The organism is Aquimarina algiphila (assembly GCF_007489275.1).
Lineage (GTDB): Bacteria > Bacteroidota > Bacteroidia > Flavobacteriales > Flavobacteriaceae > Aquimarina > Aquimarina algiphila.
Map to the genome: position 1 here is coordinate 135,660 of NZ_VLNR01000005.1, position 17,021 is coordinate 152,680.

Genomic DNA, 17,021 nt, shown 5'->3' on the forward strand with positions numbered 1-17,021 from the left:
TTTGGATTTGAAATTTGTAAATTGCTTCTCTTAGAGAAAGTCTGTTATGGAAGAAAAATTAATGTCGAAGAAAAAACCGACGTACCCTATAAATGATCAATTAGATGCTTACCTGCGTGAATGTAATCGAAAAATCAAGATTCCTGTGTTTTATGATGATTTGTTGAGGTTTTCGGGATCAATAGTAGTTTACGATAGTAATGATGAAGATACGCTGTGGGTGAGAGTATATTATGAAGAGCACGAGAGAGTAGAGATAGAGTCAAGTCTTAAAAAAGTATATACAATCTTACATTCTGATGGTAATGAAGATGCTATTGAATTTTTAAATATTGATGCTATAGATTATTGTACGTTTGGAAATTCAAAGCCTTTTAGAATTAAAGTTAGAAATATCCTGAATGATAATTATACCTATGTTTATGTAAAAAAAGCGGATGCTTCGCGTATTTATGGATTAGAATTAGAACATATGTTTTCTCCAAACCGTATTAACTTTTTAGTATATAAAAATACGCTGATAGAAGAACATATTGCAGGGATTCCCGGAGATGTATTTATTAAGGATTTCTTGCCAGATCTAAGCGATCAGGCCAAGTCACAGATAGCCAAAGAATTTGTGAAATTTAATGAACGATGTCAGATGCGGTTGTTGGGTGATATGCGCTCTTATAACTATGTGATCATACCGATTCATGATTTTGATCATGTTGAATATAAAATACGTGCCATCGATTTTGATCAACAATGTTTTGAGGGTAAATTAAAGGTATATCAACCACAATTTTTTAAAGAAAATTTTGATATGGTGGATATTGTGATGAATAAATTACAACCCAGTTCTATCGAACAATATAAAAAAGAAGAACGTTCTATTCTTGCCAAACGAATATTAACATCCAGATCAAGATATGAAACGTTGGTTGATTGTATGTGTGAAGACACGATTTCTACACAAGAAAATTTGAAAGAATTAAGGGAGCATTTATATAATTTTACCCTTGACTTAAAATTTCGTCGTAGTCGTTCTATGGGAGAAGTACTAAAAACTGCAATGGATTTTGTACGACGTAATTATGAAAATGTAAATATGAATAGATTGTTGGAAGGCTGAAGTCCGAAGCCAGAAGCTTTAGATTGGATGACCGGGGGTCGGAAGCTAGAAGCTGTATGCTTATAGTGAAAAGTGGAAAACTGAAAATTAGAAGCGCAAAAAAGGTTGAAATAGGATGTCTGAGTTCATAAGTTAAAAGGCAAATGTTAGGAATGGGATGTCCAATAATTACTTCGGACATCCGACTCCAAGCTCCGGACTCTTTTTTACCTTTTCTTAAGTCCCTCAACTTCTTGCTGAAGTTTCTCTATTTTTTTATTTTGAGCAATCATATATAGCGTAAGCTCTTCAATTTTTTGAAGAAGTTTTGCATTCATTTCTCCTAGTTGTATCCCTTCTTTTTCTACTTCTACAGCAGAAGGAATATTTGGTAAATGTCCTTTCGTTGCAATATGATACTCTACTTCCTGTAATGATAATAGCTCATAATCATTTTCAAAAACATAATCTGGCCAGCCAGTTAAATCTACTTTTACTTCTTTTGCATGTATTTTACCATTTACAGCCAGTTTGGAGTCTGGTGTCGTTGTACCTATTCCTACGTTACCATTTCCTTTAATAACTAATCTTTTACCAGAATTAGTCCAGAATTCTAAATCATTATTTCCATAGACGTACATTCCAAAATTGTTGGGGTTATTAGCAGAAATACTACCATCGGAGCCAATAATACCAAGGCTAGTACCATTGTTTTTAAATAGTAAATAATTTTTATCTGGGGTATTTGGATTAATTGTTATTGCTCCACCTAAGCCTACACTACCATTTTCTTTGATTAATAAGCCATTTGTAGTGCTATTAATGTTGAGTCGTAAATCTCCCCCCTCATTTTGCCAAAATTCCGCACCATTACCGCCATTGTATGCTCCTGAAAGCTTTATTAATGGAGAGCCTGGTGATTTTACTCTAAATTGTAGATAATCATTTAGAGAACTTGAAACATCTAATAAATAGGAAGGACTTGTTGTCCCTATACCTACATTACCAGTTGCAGGAAAAGTGTTTTGTGCTACACTGTTCAATGATATCAAAACACATGACACCGATAGAAAAATTATTTTCTTCATAAATTAAAAATTAAATAAATAATGATTTTAATGTAGGGTAGGAATTCGATGTCTAAGATATATAAATATGTTTTTCTTTACCACTAAACGCTGATGTTTTTAGGAATCTGAGTTAGAAGTCAGAAGACGGAGGTCTAAAGAAAATATAAAAACGGAAAAATTGGTCATCCTAATATAAGCAAAGAGCAATATCATAACTCAAACTTCTAACATCTGGCATCGGTCATCCAACTTATAAAACCCCAATTCCCAAAAGCAATGCAAAAACAATGAGTAAGACTCCCACGACTATTTGTATCGTATTGATAGTAATTTTTTTAAGGAATTTGTTTCCTATATAAGCTCCAATAAAAGCCATTGCTGTCGCGAGACCAAGCATTGTGTAATTAAGCTGATTGCCTAACTCCAAAATATCTTTTGCGTATACTGCAATTCTTGAAACATCGATAAAACAAGCAATAACAACTCCTGTCGCAATAAAAGCTTCCTTACTTAGTTGAGCTCGTATTAAAAATGCAGTACGCAAAGCTCCCTGATGACCAGACATACCGCCAAAAAAACCACTTAACGCACCTCCAAAAGGTAAATATTTAGTATCAAACTCTAATCTTTTTAGTTTTGGAATTAAGTCAAATAGAGAAAAAAAGATCAGTAATACCGAAATACATATTTTGATAACCGTGATTTGATACGATTTGTCAAAAAACTGATAAGTGAATACTGGTTCTAGATTCGTGAGTTTACCAAGTGTATATGCACCTAAAAAAGCAAATAAAATTGCAGGTAGCCCAAAACGCAATACTGTTTTAATATTAGCTTTTTTACCTACCAGTGTAAGTTTAAATAGGTTATTGAGTAAATGTACTATTGCGGTAAGTGCAATTGCAATATCAATAGGAAAGAATAAAGCAAAAACAGGCATCAATAATGTGCCTAAACCAAAACCAGAGAAAAATGTTAACCCCGATCCTAATAATGCTACAATACTTACTATAATGTAGTCCATGGTTTATTTAAATGCTTTTACCTTAGACTTTCACCTTTTATTTTTCGGCTTCAGGTTTTAAGTCTTTTGCTCTTTGTTAAAATATACCAAATAGTAATACATTTGTTTTTCTTCATCCCATCCTTTTTCTACAAACTTCTCAGCAGATTCAGGATTTATAAAGTCCATTTTGATTTGGACATTAGTATCCAGGTTGATTACATTTTTCATCTTCTTACGCGCAGCGGTTACGGCATTGTTAGCTATAGGAAAAGAAGTGAGATCCTCGATTTGATATTTAGGAGCTTTTTCGGTTTTGTAGTGCTTAAACTCTGGAATAAGGTCTGGGTTATCGATTACTTCATTTAAGAAAGCTGATTCTTCAAACTCATCGTTTTTGGCAAAATGGTTCACTGCGCGATTCATAAACATTACCTCTTCTTTTTTATCTTCGGCAGGAAGTACTACATCTTTGGCAAAGTCCTGGCAGAATTTCATATACTTCTTTGTATAGAAATTTTCATCGGCAAAAGCTTCTACACCTAAGAAATTTTCTAACCAATATTTTGTGTCATAGCGATTAGAATCTACAGATAAAATTTTATATCCTTCTTCTTTTTTGTGATTGAAAATCAAACACCCTTTGTCTAATTTATTTAAGTTTACTCCTTGTTGAATCAATAATTCTATATTGGTTTCTCCTTCTTCAAACTGAAGGAAGTCATGTTTTAATTCAGATTTAAAGATTCCAATAGCATCAACTTTTTCATTATCTATAGCTACATTGTCTAAATAGGTTACATAGACCTCTCCACTTTTGATATGTGGATGGTTGGATTGTTCATATAATAGAGAAGCAATTCTTTTTGACCTTTCATGAACAGAAGAAGGGTTTTCAAAAATCTCGGTTACAATCTTGAATAAAGGGTTAAATTCTACATCTACTTCATTAGCAAATTGAAAATAGTTTTCTTCTTTTTCTCTAAAAGGTTTAAAAAAATACTCTTTTAGAATTGCTGTTAGCTCATCATTAACCATGTAAGGTGATTCCGAAAGAAATATATTTTCACCTTTGTTTTTATTTCCGATTTTATGAACAGAAAGAGATTCAATTTGAGTGCTATATAAGTTGATCATAGTTTTTTAAGTTTCATAGCTACAAAGTAGCAAAGTTGTTGAGTAATATTAATTCGAAGCTTTAATCGGTTTGATAAAAACCAGAATTAGTTCCAGTTTTCATCAAAGCCAAGATCATCATATTCGTCGAGGTCCATAAAACTTTCATTTTCTTCACCATTTAAATCATCTGCTTTGAACTCCTTTTCAGGAGCATTATCAGGTAATTGACCATGTACAAACATTATATTTGGATATTCTCTTCCGTTTTCATATTCTGCAATTTCTGCCAGTTCTACCAAAAATGTCCACATACTCAAAAAATCATAGATATAAATTAGTTTGGGAGAAGCTTCATGAGCAACGTCAATAAGAGTAGTTTCATTCATTAAACGAACGGGCTGATTGCCATCGCTCATATCAAATAATGATATTTCTTCACCTTGATTCCATTGATCATCACTAATATAAAAGGATGCCATTTCGGTTCCGTCAAAACCAAAAGATTGTGTAATTACATTGTGAAACTGCTCTAGAGTAGCTTCTTGTTCTATTTCGATATCTCTAAATACATCTTCTTCTGTATCCAGGATAACTCTAAAACGATAAATCATTCTTAATTAATTTGGAAAAACAAAGATACTATAAAAGCATTGTTATTTACTAAAACGGTGTAATGAAAAAGTCATTGCCCCAAGTAAGAAAAATGCAACAACTTGATGTAACACTCCTAATGTGATTGGGACCCTATATACTAAAGTGAAAATACCCAACAAAAATTGAATACCAACTATAATTAGAATTATATGCAATGAATTAGTCTGGATTTTATTTTTTTCTACATGCTTACCTTTATACCAGACTAGTACAATGAACCCTACAACAATATAAGCTAAATAGCGATGTATGAACTGTACTCCACTTTTTCCTTGGATAAAATTCATTATTGTTGGAGATTGCTCTATATATACTGATTCATGAATTAGTGCACCATCATTCATTAAAGGCCAATGATTATGTAAAAAACCGGCATCAAGACCAGCTACAAATGCACCATAAATAATTTGAATAAGTAATATTCCTAAAGTCCATCTCAGAAGGTTTCTAAATTTAATATTTATATTTTTTTTCACTGGATATATAAGATCTAGAGCAACCCAAAGTGTATATGCGAAAGTTATAAATGCAGAGGTGAGGTGCATAGCGAGTCTGTAATGACTTACATCAGGTCTGTCAACCAATCCACTTTTTACCATAAACCAACCAAGAAAGCCTTGAAAACCTCCCAATAGCATAAGAATTATAGATTTTCTAATTGTGGATTTTGTAAGTTGTTTAGTGATTAAGAAATATATAAAAGGAATAATAAATACAACGCCAATAAATCTTCCAATAACTCGATGTATCCATTCCCAAAAGTAGATATCTTTAAAATCTTCAAGAGTAAATTGGTTGTTTATTTTTTGGTATTCAGGGTATTGTTTATAAAGATCAAAAGCTTCATTCCACTCTGTTTCATTCATTGGAGGAATTGTACCCGAAATTAATTTATAATTAGAGATAGATAATCCTGAATGTGTAAGCCTTGTAATACCTCCTACAACTACCATAATAAAAATTAATAAACATCCTGTGAGTAGCCAGTATATTACTTTATTATTGTCTTTTTTCATTTTTTTGTTATAAAAAGACTCTGAGATATTAAGAATCTTAGAATCTAAGATGGTATAATTTTATTAAGAATCTTTAATTTTTTTGATATAACTAACTAGCATACGCTCAATTTCTCTTGTATCTTCAAATAAAATATTGAAGTTGTTTTCTTGTAAAAAAGAAAGATTTTTGCCTATTTCTAATTGAGTCTGTAACTCGAAAAGTGAACTTATTGCAATGTTTAAGAATCTTAAGTAATCATTTTTGCCCATTCGTCCATATCCTTCAGCAATATTACTTGGGATTGATACAGATGCTCTTCTGATTTGAGAAGTCAATCCATATAGTTCTTCCTTTGGAAATGTTTTTGTTTCAATATATATTCTAGTGACTAATTCCATTGACTTTTGCCAAATGATTAAGTTTCTGAATGTACTCATGATTCACTATGTATCTGATTAAGTCTCAAAAACTATAATGTTATAATTTTTTTGAAACTTAGATTCTTTGTTCCTTAGCTACTTTTTAATCCTAACTCTTTTCCTTTTTTTATCATAAAATCATATGCAGCATCATGATCATTTAATATTTCCCCTTCCAAAATCGCTTCTTTGATTGCTTCTTTGATGATTCCAATTTCTCTGGAAGGTCTAATATTAAAAGTTTTCATAATTTCTTCTCCTGTAACCGGAGGTTGGAAATTACGAACTTGATCACGTTCTTCTACCTCTACCATTTTTTGCCTTACAACCTTAAAGTTATGATGATACTTTTTAAATCGTTTGGGATTCTTGGTGGTGATATCTGCTTCGCAAAGCGTCATTAATTCTTCGATATAATCTCCAGCATCAAAAATTAGCCTTCGTACTGCAGAATCGGTAACTTCGGATGCGATTACAATAGGTCTAGAGCTCATAAGTACCATCTTCTGAACGAATTTCATCTTTTCATTCATCGGCATTTTTAGGCGCTTGAATAGCTTAAATACCATTTTAGATCCCACAAATTCATGTCCATGAAAAGTCCATCCCACTTTTTTGCTGAATTTTTTTGTGGGAGCTTTACCAATATCATGTAATAATGCAGCCCAACGTAACCAGAGATCATTTGTGTTTTGAGATATATTATCCACAACTTCTAGGGTATGATAAAAATTGTCTTTATGACGTTGTCCTTCAATCTCATCAATTCCTTTTAAAGCCATTAATTCTGGAAGGATGTAGGATAGAAGTCCTGTTTTTTCGAGTAATTTAAAACCAACAGAAGGCTTGTCGCTAAGAAGAATCTTATTTAATTCTACAACAATTCGTTCTTTTGTAATGATTTTAATACGATCCTTATTATATGTTATAGCTTTTAAAGAAGTGGTTTCAATTTTAAAATTAAGTTGAGTCGCAAAACGAATTGCTCTCATCATTCGTAGTGGATCATCAGAGTAGGTAATGTTTGGATCTAGCGGAGTACGAATTATTTTTTCCTGTAGATCCTGTAAACCTTGGAAAGGATCTAATAAATCCCCAAAATTTTTATTTGATAAATGAAGGGCGAGAGCATTAATAGTAAAATCTCGTCTATTTTGGTCATCTTCAAGCGTACCGTTTTCGACTATTGGATTTCTGCTATTTTCTGTATATGATTCTTTTCTTGCTCCTACAAACTCTACTTCAATATCATCTAATTTTAGCATTGCAGTGCCATAGGTTTTAAATACCTGCACTTTGGGCTTATTGGGAAGAAGATTAGAAACTTCTTTGGCCAATTTAATACCACTACCCACAGCGACAATATCAATATCTTTGGCAGTTCCTCTTTGTAAAACGTAATCCCTCACGAATCCCCCTATAACATAGCTCTCTAATTTTAGATGTTCTGATGCCTGGGTAATCGTTTTAAAAATTGGATGTTGTAGAGCGTCTTTGTAATTTTTAGCTTCCGACATGAATCAATTTACTTCCTAATAATTTTTACGGTACTATCGCCTCCTATTTTGATAATTGAAGAAGGTTTTGCACCTTTATTTTGTAGTGGCAAATTTACAACATAGTCTACGCCTTCCAAAATAGCAGAAGCTATTTCTTCAAAGTTTTTTGGAGTAGATGTACCGCTAATATTAGCTGATGTAGAAACAATGGGTCTTTTTAATTTCCGAATTAATTTTCCACAAAAAGGATCTCTGACTACTCGAATTCCTAGGGTATTGTCATCTGCTATTATATTTTCGGCAACTCGTAATGGTCTGTCATAAACTATTGTAGTTGCTTTTGTAGCATATTTTAATATATCATAAGCTACCTCAGGAACTTCTTCTACATATTGTTGTAGCATTTTAAAATCACTGACAAGACATATCATAGACTTGCTTTCTATTCGTTTTTTTAGCGCAAATATCTTATCTATAGCGTCTGCATTAGTAGCATCACAACCAATACCCCAGACAGTATCTGTTGGATAAAGAATAATTCCCCCTTTTTTTAATGTTGTAAGTGTCTTTTCTAATTCTATTTGTTGATCAACCATTACTTTGTATTAAATATCAATAGGTTTGATTTGTTGTTTATGTTTTAATGACCTCGTTAATGGAGCCTGTAGTAAAAGTGTATAAAACAGAGGCCAATATTTAGGTTTTATGATACTGCTGAAAAAATACCTGATCTGTAAATATGTTAATAGTACATAAAATGATAGCATACCATAATGTTTTTTGATAACATATAGTAATGATATTTTTAGTTCTATCTTTATTTTTACAGATTTTTCAGTACTTGCCCCATGATAATGTATAAAAGTAGCATCAGGAACAAGAAACGCAGATTTATTTATTTTGGATAAACGTTTACAAATATCTGTTTCTTCATAATACAGAAAAATATTAGTATCAAAACCGCCCACCAAATTAAAATCATTAGCTCTAAAAAACATAAAACTTCCGGCCACAAATTGTCCTTGTTGAGGTTCTGTGTATAGCCTTTTTCTTTTTGGGTATTTTTTAGAGTTTAATTTCTCTAAGAACTTTCTTCCTAAGATTTCTCTCCCTAAAGAAGCAAAATGATCAATAGTGGGGAGTATTTTTTTATCCTCATTAAATGCTTGAGGTCCACAAACGCCAGCATTGGTATTTGTATCCATAAAATTTTTCAAAGAAGAAAGACAATCACTTTCTAGAATAGTATCATTATTGATAAAAGCTAAGTATTTGCCAGTAGCTTTTTGCACTCCAATCATGTTACCACTTCCAAACCCTGTATTTATATTACTTCTAGTGAGCTCTATTGTAGCATCTATATCAATGGTGTCAATATACTTTTTTAATGTTTGATAGCTCTCTTTCTCAGAACCATTGTCTACTATTATATATTGACAAGATAATTGAGGAGAAGTATGTTTTATAAGAGATTTGATACAGTTAATCGTATATTCCTCAGAATTATAATTAATGATTATAACTGAAATATCATACATACATTATTTTTTTAGATATTGATCTACACCCTTTTCTATATAAGTAACTCCTTTTTCAGTAGTTTCTTTTTCTATAATTTCATTAAGGTGAATATGGCTTTTGTCCTGTTCATGATGATATATATGAAAAACAATACCTTTAAATTTTAATCTTTTTCCTTTGACACCAATATTAAGCAGACGTTGAATCATCTCACTATCATCAATTCCCCATCCTGTTAGTGATTCGTTAAAACCATTTACTTTAAGAAAATCTTCTCGCCAGAAAGACATATTACACCCTCTTAGTTTAGATGATCGTTGATCTTCTTTTTTATATCTTTTTGCTAAAAAAGGAATACGCAATGTTCGCCCTCTTTTTTTAATGCCTTTTGAAAAGAAATGAAAATGCGTTTGTTTTTTTTCAAAAAGGGTATTTAAATAATTTTCCTGAATATTAACACGACTTCCATATAAAAACACTCCTTTTTCTGCTAATGAAAGATGATCTTTTACAAAGTCTTTATGCATAATAATATCACCATCAATCTCAACAATATAATCATATTTAGCACTGGCAATTGCTTTATTCATAATTGCCGGTTTTTGATTTTTATTATCCTCGTGCCAGATGTGATATAATGGAACAGGAAAGTCTTTCTGCATCTTCTTGATTAGTAATGCCGTATCTTCTCCAGATCCATCATCGGCAACAATTACTTCGTTGGGTAAATGTGTTTGCTTTTTTATGCTTAAAAGTAATAGTTCAAGGGCTTCAGGCCAATTGTAGGTGGGAGTAACCAAGGAACATGTGGGATATGCCTTCATTTAGAATGATTTATTTTGCAAAGTAACGGATTTTCATCATAAGAATTTGACATCAAAAATAATTATAATAATTCAATATGATATTATCTGTAGAATAGTGCTTATTATTTGAATATATTTGCAAAAATCAAAACCCATGGATTACGAGAATAAACCTCAGGGATATTATGATAATATTCGACATGAAATGATCAAATATCTTCCGGATACTGCAAAAAAAATAATAGATATAGGATGTGGTAATGGAGCTTTTGCTATTGCACTTAAAGAAAAAACAGGAGCAGAGATCTGGGGAATAGAATATATGGATGATGAAGCCCAAATAGCAAATGAAAGATTGGATAAAGTGTTTTCTGGGAAGTGCGAAGATTACTTGGATGAGCTACCAGATAAATATTTTGATGTTATTTACTTTAATGGTGTATTAGAACACCTTGTGGATCCTTATATGGTTTTGGATAAGGTAAAACATAAATTGACACCTGGTGGAGTAGTGATTAGTTCCATTCCAAATGTAAGGTACTACAATACCTTTTTGAAAGTTTTGTTTAAAAAAGATTGGAAGTATGAAGGGCATGGAGTAATGGATAAAACACATCTTCGTTTCTTTACAGGTAAAAGCATTAAAAGAATGTATGAAGAATTAGGGTTTGAAGTAAAGGAACATGAAGGTATTAATGGAAGTAAATCTATTAGGCCATATCTATATAATATCCCTTTGTTTTTTGCCCATATGGATATAAGATACCCTCAATATGCTACAGTAGCTACTTATAAAAACTAGCTTATAAAGGATGCGAAATAAATTTGTTATACATTCTGAATATATAGGAATTCAAGATAAAGTTAAAGAGACGATTAAGAACTTTGAAACTTACAATGATATACTAGGTGATGCAGAACGTAATGTTATTAAGATTGTAGAAATTGGAGGTGAAAAGTATACGATTAAATCATTTAAAGTTCCTAATCTTATAAATCAGATTGTATATAGATTTTTTAGAAAATCAAAAGCAGAACGATCTTATAATTATGCAAATAATTTGTTAGCACTAGAAATAAAAACTCCATTTCCTTTGGCCTATGATTTATATACTACACCATTTTTATTTAAAAAAAGTTATTATGTAAGTGAGTTATTAGAGTGCAATCTTACTTATAGAGAATTGGTGAGGCAGCCAGATTATCCAGATCATGAAAACATTTTAAGAGCTTTTACCCAGTTTACCTATGATCTTCATGAAAAAGGAGTGTTATTTTTGGATCATTCGCCGGGCAATACTTTGATTGTGAAAACAGATACTGGGTATGATTTTTATTTGGTAGATCTTAATAGGATGGAATTTAAGGATTTGGATATGGATACCAGAATTCGCAATTTTTCTCGATTAACACCTAAAAAAGAAATGGTTGCTATTATGGCTAATGAATATGCCAAGTTAACTGGTGTAGATGAATCTATGATTTATCAAAAAATGTGGGGTCTCACAGAAGCCTTTCAGCAGAAGTTTTACAAAAAAAGAGCTTTGAAAAGGAAAATATTTTTCTGGAAAAAGAAATACAGAGAAGAGAGTAAATAATGATTGATTATAGTGAAAGCCATTTTTTAAATTTCCCTAATTTTTCTATAGCAACGAATATGTTATCCTCATTGGGCGATGGATTTAATGATACTTTTATTCTAGATTTTGAAGTATAATACATTTCGCCAATAGACTTTAAGTTTATAATGTATTTTTTGTTAATTCTAAAATAAACAGAGGGGTCTAATTCTAATTCTAGTTTTTTTAGTGAAAAGTCGATAGGCATTTTTTTTCCACTCCAAAGCGCTATAAAAGTAAGTTTTTCTTGGGTATAGAAATAAGCAATTTCAGTAATGTCAACAGTTTTTAAACTAGAATTCATTTTTACCAAAAACCTTTTTTTAAAACCTTGTCCATTATGTAGATATAAATCTTTGTATTTTGGAAGTTCTTTTTTGTTAAGCAATGAAAATTTGCTAATACTACGTTGTAATGCTTCTTTATTTACAGGTTTTAATAAATAATCAATACTATTTTGTTCAAAAGCTTTGATGGCATATTCAGAATAAGCAGTAGTAAATATAATTGGGATGTTAATTTCAAGTATTTTAAAAATTTCAAAAGAATACCCATCAGATAAATTAATGTCCAAAAAAATCAAATCGGGGTTTTCCGAAGATAAATAATGTATAGATTCATTTACAGAAGAAAGTACTTTTATGATTGTAATTTGATCATTTACTTCATGAATTAGATTTTGTAATCTAATTGCTGCAATACTTTCATCTTCTATAATGATGGCTTTAGTCATAATTCAGGTTCAATTAAAGGGATATAAGCAATATAGTTACCATTGAGTATTTCGAAACTTGGAGATTCTGTATGTAACATTTTATATTGATTAATTAAGTTTTTTTGACCAATCCCTAGAGATTTTTCGTAGTTGTTGTTTTTAGGCTGAAAATTGTTGGTTACTTTAATTATTGATCCTTCACTTATGATGGATATTTTTAAAGGCTTTTTACTTTCTATAATATTATGTTTAATAGCATTTTCAAACAATAATTCTAAAGTCATGGGAGGAATTAAGAAATTAAGCTTGTTTTCTTCGATGTTATCCTCCATGCTAACATATTCTCCAAACCTTATTTTTTGCAAAGACATATAAGAGTAAATTAACTGAAGTTCTTTTTTTAGAGGAACGACTACTTCTTCGCTTTGCGTTAAATTATATCTGTAGATATTAGATAATTCTTGCAAAAAATATTCAGCTTTTTTGCTGTCAATAGTAATTAATCCCATTAAACTATTAAAACTATTGAAAAGAAAATGGGGGTTTAACTGTTTCTTTAAAGTTAAATACTGAGCTATTGATTTCTCACTTTGATACTGTGTTAGCTTAACTTTTATATCTTGTTTTTCTTTCTGCATTTCTAGAAAAATTTCAATAAAATATAAAAATGTAATAATAGAAAAATTAACTATTAAAATACTCCAGAAAGTTAATCCGAAGAAAGGCTCTCCCGGGGGATCGTCATCATCAAAAAAATAATTGGTTACTGGCATTATCATAAAAGTCAAGACTACAGTTTTGAGTATGATAACTAAACCCCAAAAGCCTAAGGTTTTTGATTTGTTTTCTTGAAATATGATTTTATCGGCAATATGTTTTTTAATGAGCATTCGAGTCCAAAAAACAAATACCGTAAATAGAAAAGTCGTCGGTAACAGAATAATCGTTTCTGAGATGCCTTCTCCCAGACTGCTAGTATACACTTCACTAATGAAGTGAAGTGTATTAAACAAAAGAATAATGAAGAGGTAGAAGTATATTCTGTTAGCTTTCAATGTTTATGGTTTTAGTTTTCAGTTATAGTTATCGTATCTTCTTCAATATCCACAGTGTAAAAATAGCCTAAAGCACGATTAGTGTTATTATCTAAATTTATTAAATTTCCTCGTATTGATGCAGGAGGAGGGTTGCCAACTATAGGATTCCCTAAATTTCCTGTTTGTATAAATAATTCTTTAAGATAGTCAAAATAAGATTCTGATATTGATAATTGCTGAGCTGTAGCTAATTCTCCAACTTCAAAAGCAATCTCATCGTTAGGGTTAACCCCAATGCGTTGCTGTCCATCAAAAAATTCATCAGATACTACTAATACTTCACTATTACCAGCATCAGGAACAATAGTGAACTCACCATTTTTAAAAAGTCTATAGTAATAATAATTGGCCACATTAGCAGGATCTGTAGTGTCAAATTTCACAAAATATCCCTCATCGCTAACTATAGTTTCTTCTTCAAATTCGAAATAAAAATCATCAAATTTTGGTGCTTCAGATAGGGTATCAGAACCTTGATAAGTTTCTCCATTCCATACTATATTAATGGTGTAGGTATTCCCAATTTCTGGAAGAATGTCTGTGTTTTCATAGTATCCGTTATTGTTATGGGTAAATTCCCAAGAGTTTGTTCCGTCTGTGATTATAACCTGTGCATTATCAACAAAGGGTTCATCGGTATTAGATAAAAAATTTGCGGTTGTTGTAAGTCGTATACGCTGTGTAGTAACAGGGGTTATTGTATTTCGTTCTAAACCTCCATCAATTACTAATTTAGGTGTGGTATCTGCCAAGGTGATATCATTAGTTACATCTGTTTCACAAGATGTAAAGGTGATAAGAATTAAAAAGGCGTATAGTATTATGGATATATTTTTCATGATTATAATTTTTTAAAACTTGAATTCATAAGATATACTAGGTACAATTCCGAAAAATGATAATTTGGTGGCTTGTGTCATCCCAGTTGCCATTTCGACCTCGTTTACTTCGTTTACCTCGTTAAAATATATAGAAGCGGCATTTTGTCGATTATATACATTAACAAGACTAAAAACCCATTTTCCATTTTTTCCTTTTTTAGGATTTAATGTTGCAGAAATATCTAACCTATGGTAAGCTGGTAGGCGATTTCCGTTTCTATCGTTATAATCCGCTACAACTAATCCGTTTTGTTCATATCTTCCTGTAGGATATGTAACTGGCCTTCCGGAACCGAAGACAAAATTTGCTCCAAAATCCCATCGTTTATTTAGTTTGTATAATCCAACTAAGTTTAGTTCATGTAATTGATCACTATTGCTAGGGTAGTAGTTATTGTTATTGATACCAAGTACTTTGGTTTCAGCACGAGCCAGTGTATAGCTTAACCATCCTGTGAGTTTACCTTCGTTTTTATTAAGTTGTACTTCGAGCCCGTAAGCTCTTCCTTGTCCTTGGGCAACTTGTGTCTCTATTTCCTCTGTGAATAAAAGATCAGCACCGTCTATAAAATCGGTAACGTCTTGTAGTTTTTTGTAATAGGTTTCAAGACTAAGGTCGTATTTCCCATTTTGAAAAGATTTAAAATAACCTAATGCTAATTGATCTGCATATTGAGGAGATAAGTAAGGGCCACTAGGAGACCAAACGTCTAGAGGAGTTGGGGATGTAGTGTTGGAAATAAGGTGTAAATATTGATACATTCTATTGTAGCTGACTTTTAAAGAGTTGGATTCGTTTAGAAGGTATCTGATAGAAGCTCTTGGCTCTATATTATTGAAGGTTTTAATACGTTTTCCTGATCCATAATTCGTTATTCCTAATACTTCATTTTCTTCATAAATATCTAACGCAGAATTGTAAGTTAGAGGCGTTCCAGTTTCATATTCGCGAATATCGCCTTTTCCTAACCTAGAAAAGTTGGACCATCTTACTCCGTATTGTAAGCTTAGTTTGTCAGAAATGTTTTGTTTTAAATCAATATAGATTCCATTTTCAAGCCCAAATTTATCACTGAATTCTTCTGCGTTTATACTAGAGCCATTAAGCGAAGAGATTTTTCCTGGTTTAAAGTTATAATAAGTGAAGTCTAGCCCTGTTTTAAGAGTGTTATTATTGTTTATAAACCAGGTTAATCTTGGTTTTAGATTGTAATTAGAAATACTTGATTTCCATCTAAATTCTGATCCCGTTCTTAAGTTATCCAGGTTATAATCGTAGTTACTAAAAATAGCAGAGGTTTGTAGAAAGAGTTTCTCATTAAGTACACTTGTCCAACGCAAAGATCCTGAAGTGTTTCCCCATAAAGTCCCTAAGAGTCCGTCTAATTCGAATTTATCCCTGCCAAAATACCCAGATAAAAACAAGCGATTGTTTTTATTAATATCATAATTAGCTTTAAGGTTAAAATCATAGAAGAAGAGTGAACTATCTTTAAAGTCATCTGTGAGAAAGGTAAACAAGTCGATATAAGACCTTCTGCCAGCGAGCATATAACTTCCTGAAGCTTCTTCTTTATCTCCTTTAAGTATAGGGCCTTCGATTAAAGCCTTTGCAGAAATAAGGCCTATTCCGGCTTCTCCACCAAATTTTTTGGTATTACCTTCCTTTTGTTTAATATCTAATACAGATGATAGTCTACCTCCATAAATTGAAGGAATTCCTCCTTTATATAATTTGGCATTTTTTATAGCACTAGAATTAAAGACAGAAAAAAAACCAAATAAATGCGAAGCATTATAAATGGTAGCATCATCTAGAAGAATTAGATTTTGGTCAACAGAACCTCCTCTTACATTAAATCCCGAAGATGCTTCATTGACACTAGATACACCAGGTAATAACTGTAGAGATTTTAATACATCAGGTTCTCCTAATATTGCAGGAAGTTTTTTAATGGTTTCTCCTTTTAAAGATACCACACTCATTTCTGTTGATTGTATTTTTTTACGTGCTTTGTTAGAAGAGATTACAATTTCATCAAGTTCTGCTAATTCTTCTGCTAGGTCGAAATCAATTTTTTTATTGGCGTCTATAAAAATTTCTTTTCTAATAGTTTTATATCCTAAATAGCTAATTTCGACCTGATGATTGCCTTTTTCAAGGTTTATAGAATAAAATCCATAATCATTAGTAGTGGTTCCATAAGCGTTATCAATAATAATGTTTACTCCTGGAAGTTTCTCTCCAGAATTATTGTTTTTGACATATCCACTTATTGTAAATTTTTCCTGAGCATAGCTTCCCAGGTAAAAAAAACAAAAAAGGTACATAAGTTGTTTATTCATATCTGATTTTATTTTGAACGATTTTGCTCAAAACTATATCAGCATAGTTCTTTAACCCGTTGTGCATTTAGTTAATATTAATTTTTAGGTTGTTTATATTTCTGTTGAATTCAAACCTATTGATATATTGAATAATGGTCATTGCTGTGATCTTTGATAAGATTCTATTTTTAAATCCCT

17 protein-coding genes and 1 pseudogene are annotated in these 17,021 nt (G+C 31.4%); 3 read left to right on the forward strand and 15 right to left on the reverse strand.

The window, feature by feature from the left end; all coding sequences use genetic code 11:
• Positions 1–46 precede the first annotated feature (46 nt).
• Positions 47–1,114, forward strand: a complete 1,068-nt coding sequence (locus tag FOF46_RS03905) for a hypothetical protein (protein ID WP_109437094.1) — start codon at positions 47–49, stop codon at positions 1,112–1,114.
• A gap of 206 nt (positions 1,115–1,320) precedes the next feature.
• Here the strand turns inward: FOF46_RS03905 and FOF46_RS32460 are convergent, their stop codons facing one another.
• The 10 genes from FOF46_RS32460 to FOF46_RS03955 all read right to left on the reverse strand — a co-directional run bounded on the left by FOF46_RS32460 (position 1,321) and on the right by FOF46_RS03955 (position 10,201).
• The gene (locus FOF46_RS32460; RefSeq protein WP_143915525.1) at positions 1,321–2,181 is read right to left on the reverse strand and encodes a tail fiber protein; all 861 of its coding nucleotides are present in this window, start codon (positions 2,179–2,181) and stop codon (positions 1,321–1,323) included.
• Between the two features lie 232 nt (positions 2,182–2,413).
• The gene (locus FOF46_RS03915) at positions 2,414–3,187 is read right to left on the reverse strand and encodes a sulfite exporter TauE/SafE family protein (protein ID WP_143915526.1); all 774 of its coding nucleotides are present in this window, start codon (positions 3,185–3,187) and stop codon (positions 2,414–2,416) included.
• A 57-nt stretch (positions 3,188–3,244) separates the two neighbouring features.
• Positions 3,245–4,303 (reverse strand): nucleoid-associated protein, encoded by a 1,059-nt coding sequence (locus FOF46_RS03920; RefSeq protein ID WP_109437091.1) that lies wholly within the window; start codon positions 4,301–4,303, stop codon positions 3,245–3,247.
• Between the two features lie 86 nt (positions 4,304–4,389).
• On the reverse strand, positions 4,390–4,896 hold the full coding sequence (locus tag FOF46_RS03925; RefSeq protein WP_109437090.1) for an IS1096 element passenger TnpR family protein: 507 nt from the start codon (positions 4,894–4,896) through the stop codon (positions 4,390–4,392).
• A 42-nt stretch (positions 4,897–4,938) separates the two neighbouring features.
• Positions 4,939–5,955, reverse strand: coding sequence for a COX15/CtaA family protein (locus FOF46_RS03930; RefSeq protein WP_109437089.1), 1,017 nt, complete (start codon positions 5,953–5,955; stop codon positions 4,939–4,941).
• Positions 5,956–6,018: 63 nt separating this feature from the next.
• Positions 6,019–6,375 carry a four helix bundle protein gene (locus FOF46_RS03935; RefSeq protein WP_143915527.1) on the reverse strand — a complete coding sequence of 119 codons (357 nt, stop codon included), beginning with the start codon at positions 6,373–6,375 and terminating at the stop codon, positions 6,019–6,021.
• A gap of 74 nt (positions 6,376–6,449) precedes the next feature.
• Positions 6,450–7,874: a CCA tRNA nucleotidyltransferase gene (locus tag FOF46_RS03940; RefSeq protein ID WP_143915528.1), complete on the reverse strand. Its 1,425-nt coding sequence runs from the start codon at positions 7,872–7,874 to the stop codon at positions 6,450–6,452.
• A gap of 8 nt (positions 7,875–7,882) precedes the next feature.
• A complete protein-coding gene (locus tag FOF46_RS03945; RefSeq protein ID WP_109437087.1) occupies positions 7,883–8,452 on the reverse strand; it encodes an L-threonylcarbamoyladenylate synthase in 570 nt (189 codons plus the stop codon).
• Between the two features lie 9 nt (positions 8,453–8,461).
• Positions 8,462–9,394, reverse strand: a complete 933-nt coding sequence (locus tag FOF46_RS03950) for a glycosyltransferase family 2 protein (protein WP_109437086.1) — start codon at positions 9,392–9,394, stop codon at positions 8,462–8,464.
• A gap of 3 nt (positions 9,395–9,397) precedes the next feature.
• Positions 9,398–10,201 carry a glycosyltransferase family 2 protein gene (locus FOF46_RS03955; RefSeq protein WP_143915529.1) on the reverse strand — a complete coding sequence of 268 codons (804 nt, stop codon included), beginning with the start codon at positions 10,199–10,201 and terminating at the stop codon, positions 9,398–9,400.
• A gap of 136 nt (positions 10,202–10,337) precedes the next feature.
• Between FOF46_RS03955 and FOF46_RS03960 the strand changes: the two genes are divergently transcribed.
• Together FOF46_RS03960 and FOF46_RS03965 are read left to right on the forward strand one after the other, a co-directional pair.
• On the forward strand, positions 10,338–10,985 hold the full coding sequence (locus FOF46_RS03960) for a class I SAM-dependent methyltransferase (RefSeq protein WP_167571739.1): 648 nt from the start codon (positions 10,338–10,340) through the stop codon (positions 10,983–10,985).
• Positions 10,986–10,995: 10 nt separating this feature from the next.
• Positions 10,996–11,781, forward strand: a complete 786-nt coding sequence (locus FOF46_RS03965) for a Kdo domain containing protein (protein WP_143915530.1) — start codon at positions 10,996–10,998, stop codon at positions 11,779–11,781.
• Between the two features lie 7 nt (positions 11,782–11,788).
• Here FOF46_RS03965 and FOF46_RS03970 read toward each other — a convergent pair whose 3' ends face one another.
• From FOF46_RS03970 to FOF46_RS32465, 5 genes and pseudogenes are all read right to left on the reverse strand, one after another.
• A complete protein-coding gene (locus FOF46_RS03970) occupies positions 11,789–12,535 on the reverse strand; it encodes a LytR/AlgR family response regulator transcription factor (RefSeq protein WP_143915531.1) in 747 nt (248 codons plus the stop codon).
• Positions 12,532–13,572 carry a sensor histidine kinase gene (locus tag FOF46_RS03975; RefSeq protein WP_143915532.1) on the reverse strand — a complete coding sequence of 347 codons (1,041 nt, stop codon included), beginning with the start codon at positions 13,570–13,572 and terminating at the stop codon, positions 12,532–12,534. Before FOF46_RS03975 ends, FOF46_RS03970 begins: the two co-directional genes overlap by 4 nt.
• Positions 13,573–13,583: 11 nt before the next feature.
• The gene (locus tag FOF46_RS03980) at positions 13,584–14,453 is read right to left on the reverse strand and encodes a DUF4249 domain-containing protein (protein ID WP_143915533.1); all 870 of its coding nucleotides are present in this window, start codon (positions 14,451–14,453) and stop codon (positions 13,584–13,586) included.
• A gap of 12 nt (positions 14,454–14,465) precedes the next feature.
• Positions 14,466–16,841, reverse strand: a complete 2,376-nt coding sequence (locus tag FOF46_RS03985) for a TonB-dependent receptor (protein WP_143915534.1) — start codon at positions 16,839–16,841, stop codon at positions 14,466–14,468.
• Between the two features lie 67 nt (positions 16,842–16,908).
• Positions 16,909–17,021: pseudogene (locus FOF46_RS32465) on the reverse strand (IS982 family transposase); the annotation flags it as partial.

Bases quoted from the DNA above. Each gene is read 5' to 3' on its own strand.
- FOF46_RS03905 (WP_109437094.1), top strand. From the start codon at position 47: ATGGAAGAAAAATTAATGTCGAAGAAAAAACCGACGTACCCTATAAAT.
- FOF46_RS32460 (WP_143915525.1), bottom strand. From the start codon at position 2,181: ATGAAGAAAATAATTTTTCTATCGGTGTCATGTGTTTTGATATCATTG.
- FOF46_RS03915 (WP_143915526.1), bottom strand. From the start codon at position 3,187: ATGGACTACATTATAGTAAGTATTGTAGCATTATTAGGATCGGGGTTA.
- FOF46_RS03920 (WP_109437091.1), bottom strand. From the start codon at position 4,303: ATGATCAACTTATATAGCACTCAAATTGAATCTCTTTCTGTTCATAAA.
- FOF46_RS03925 (WP_109437090.1), bottom strand. From the start codon at position 4,896: ATGATTTATCGTTTTAGAGTTATCCTGGATACAGAAGAAGATGTATTT.
- FOF46_RS03930 (WP_109437089.1), bottom strand. From the start codon at position 5,955: ATGAAAAAAGACAATAATAAAGTAATATACTGGCTACTCACAGGATGT.
- FOF46_RS03935 (WP_143915527.1), bottom strand. From the start codon at position 6,375: ATGAGTACATTCAGAAACTTAATCATTTGGCAAAAGTCAATGGAATTA.
- FOF46_RS03940 (WP_143915528.1), bottom strand. From the start codon at position 7,874: ATGTCGGAAGCTAAAAATTACAAAGACGCTCTACAACATCCAATTTTT.
- FOF46_RS03945 (WP_109437087.1), bottom strand. From the start codon at position 8,452: ATGGTTGATCAACAAATAGAATTAGAAAAGACACTTACAACATTAAAA.
- FOF46_RS03950 (WP_109437086.1), bottom strand. From the start codon at position 9,394: ATGTATGATATTTCAGTTATAATCATTAATTATAATTCTGAGGAATAT.
- FOF46_RS03955 (WP_143915529.1), bottom strand. From the start codon at position 10,201: ATGAAGGCATATCCCACATGTTCCTTGGTTACTCCCACCTACAATTGG.
- FOF46_RS03960 (WP_167571739.1), top strand. From the start codon at position 10,338: ATGGATTACGAGAATAAACCTCAGGGATATTATGATAATATTCGACAT.
- FOF46_RS03965 (WP_143915530.1), top strand. From the start codon at position 10,996: ATGCGAAATAAATTTGTTATACATTCTGAATATATAGGAATTCAAGAT.
- FOF46_RS03970 (WP_143915531.1), bottom strand. From the start codon at position 12,535: ATGACTAAAGCCATCATTATAGAAGATGAAAGTATTGCAGCAATTAGA.
- FOF46_RS03980 (WP_143915533.1), bottom strand. From the start codon at position 14,453: ATGAAAAATATATCCATAATACTATACGCCTTTTTAATTCTTATCACC.
- FOF46_RS03985 (WP_143915534.1), bottom strand. From the start codon at position 16,841: ATGAATAAACAACTTATGTACCTTTTTTGTTTTTTTTACCTGGGAAGC.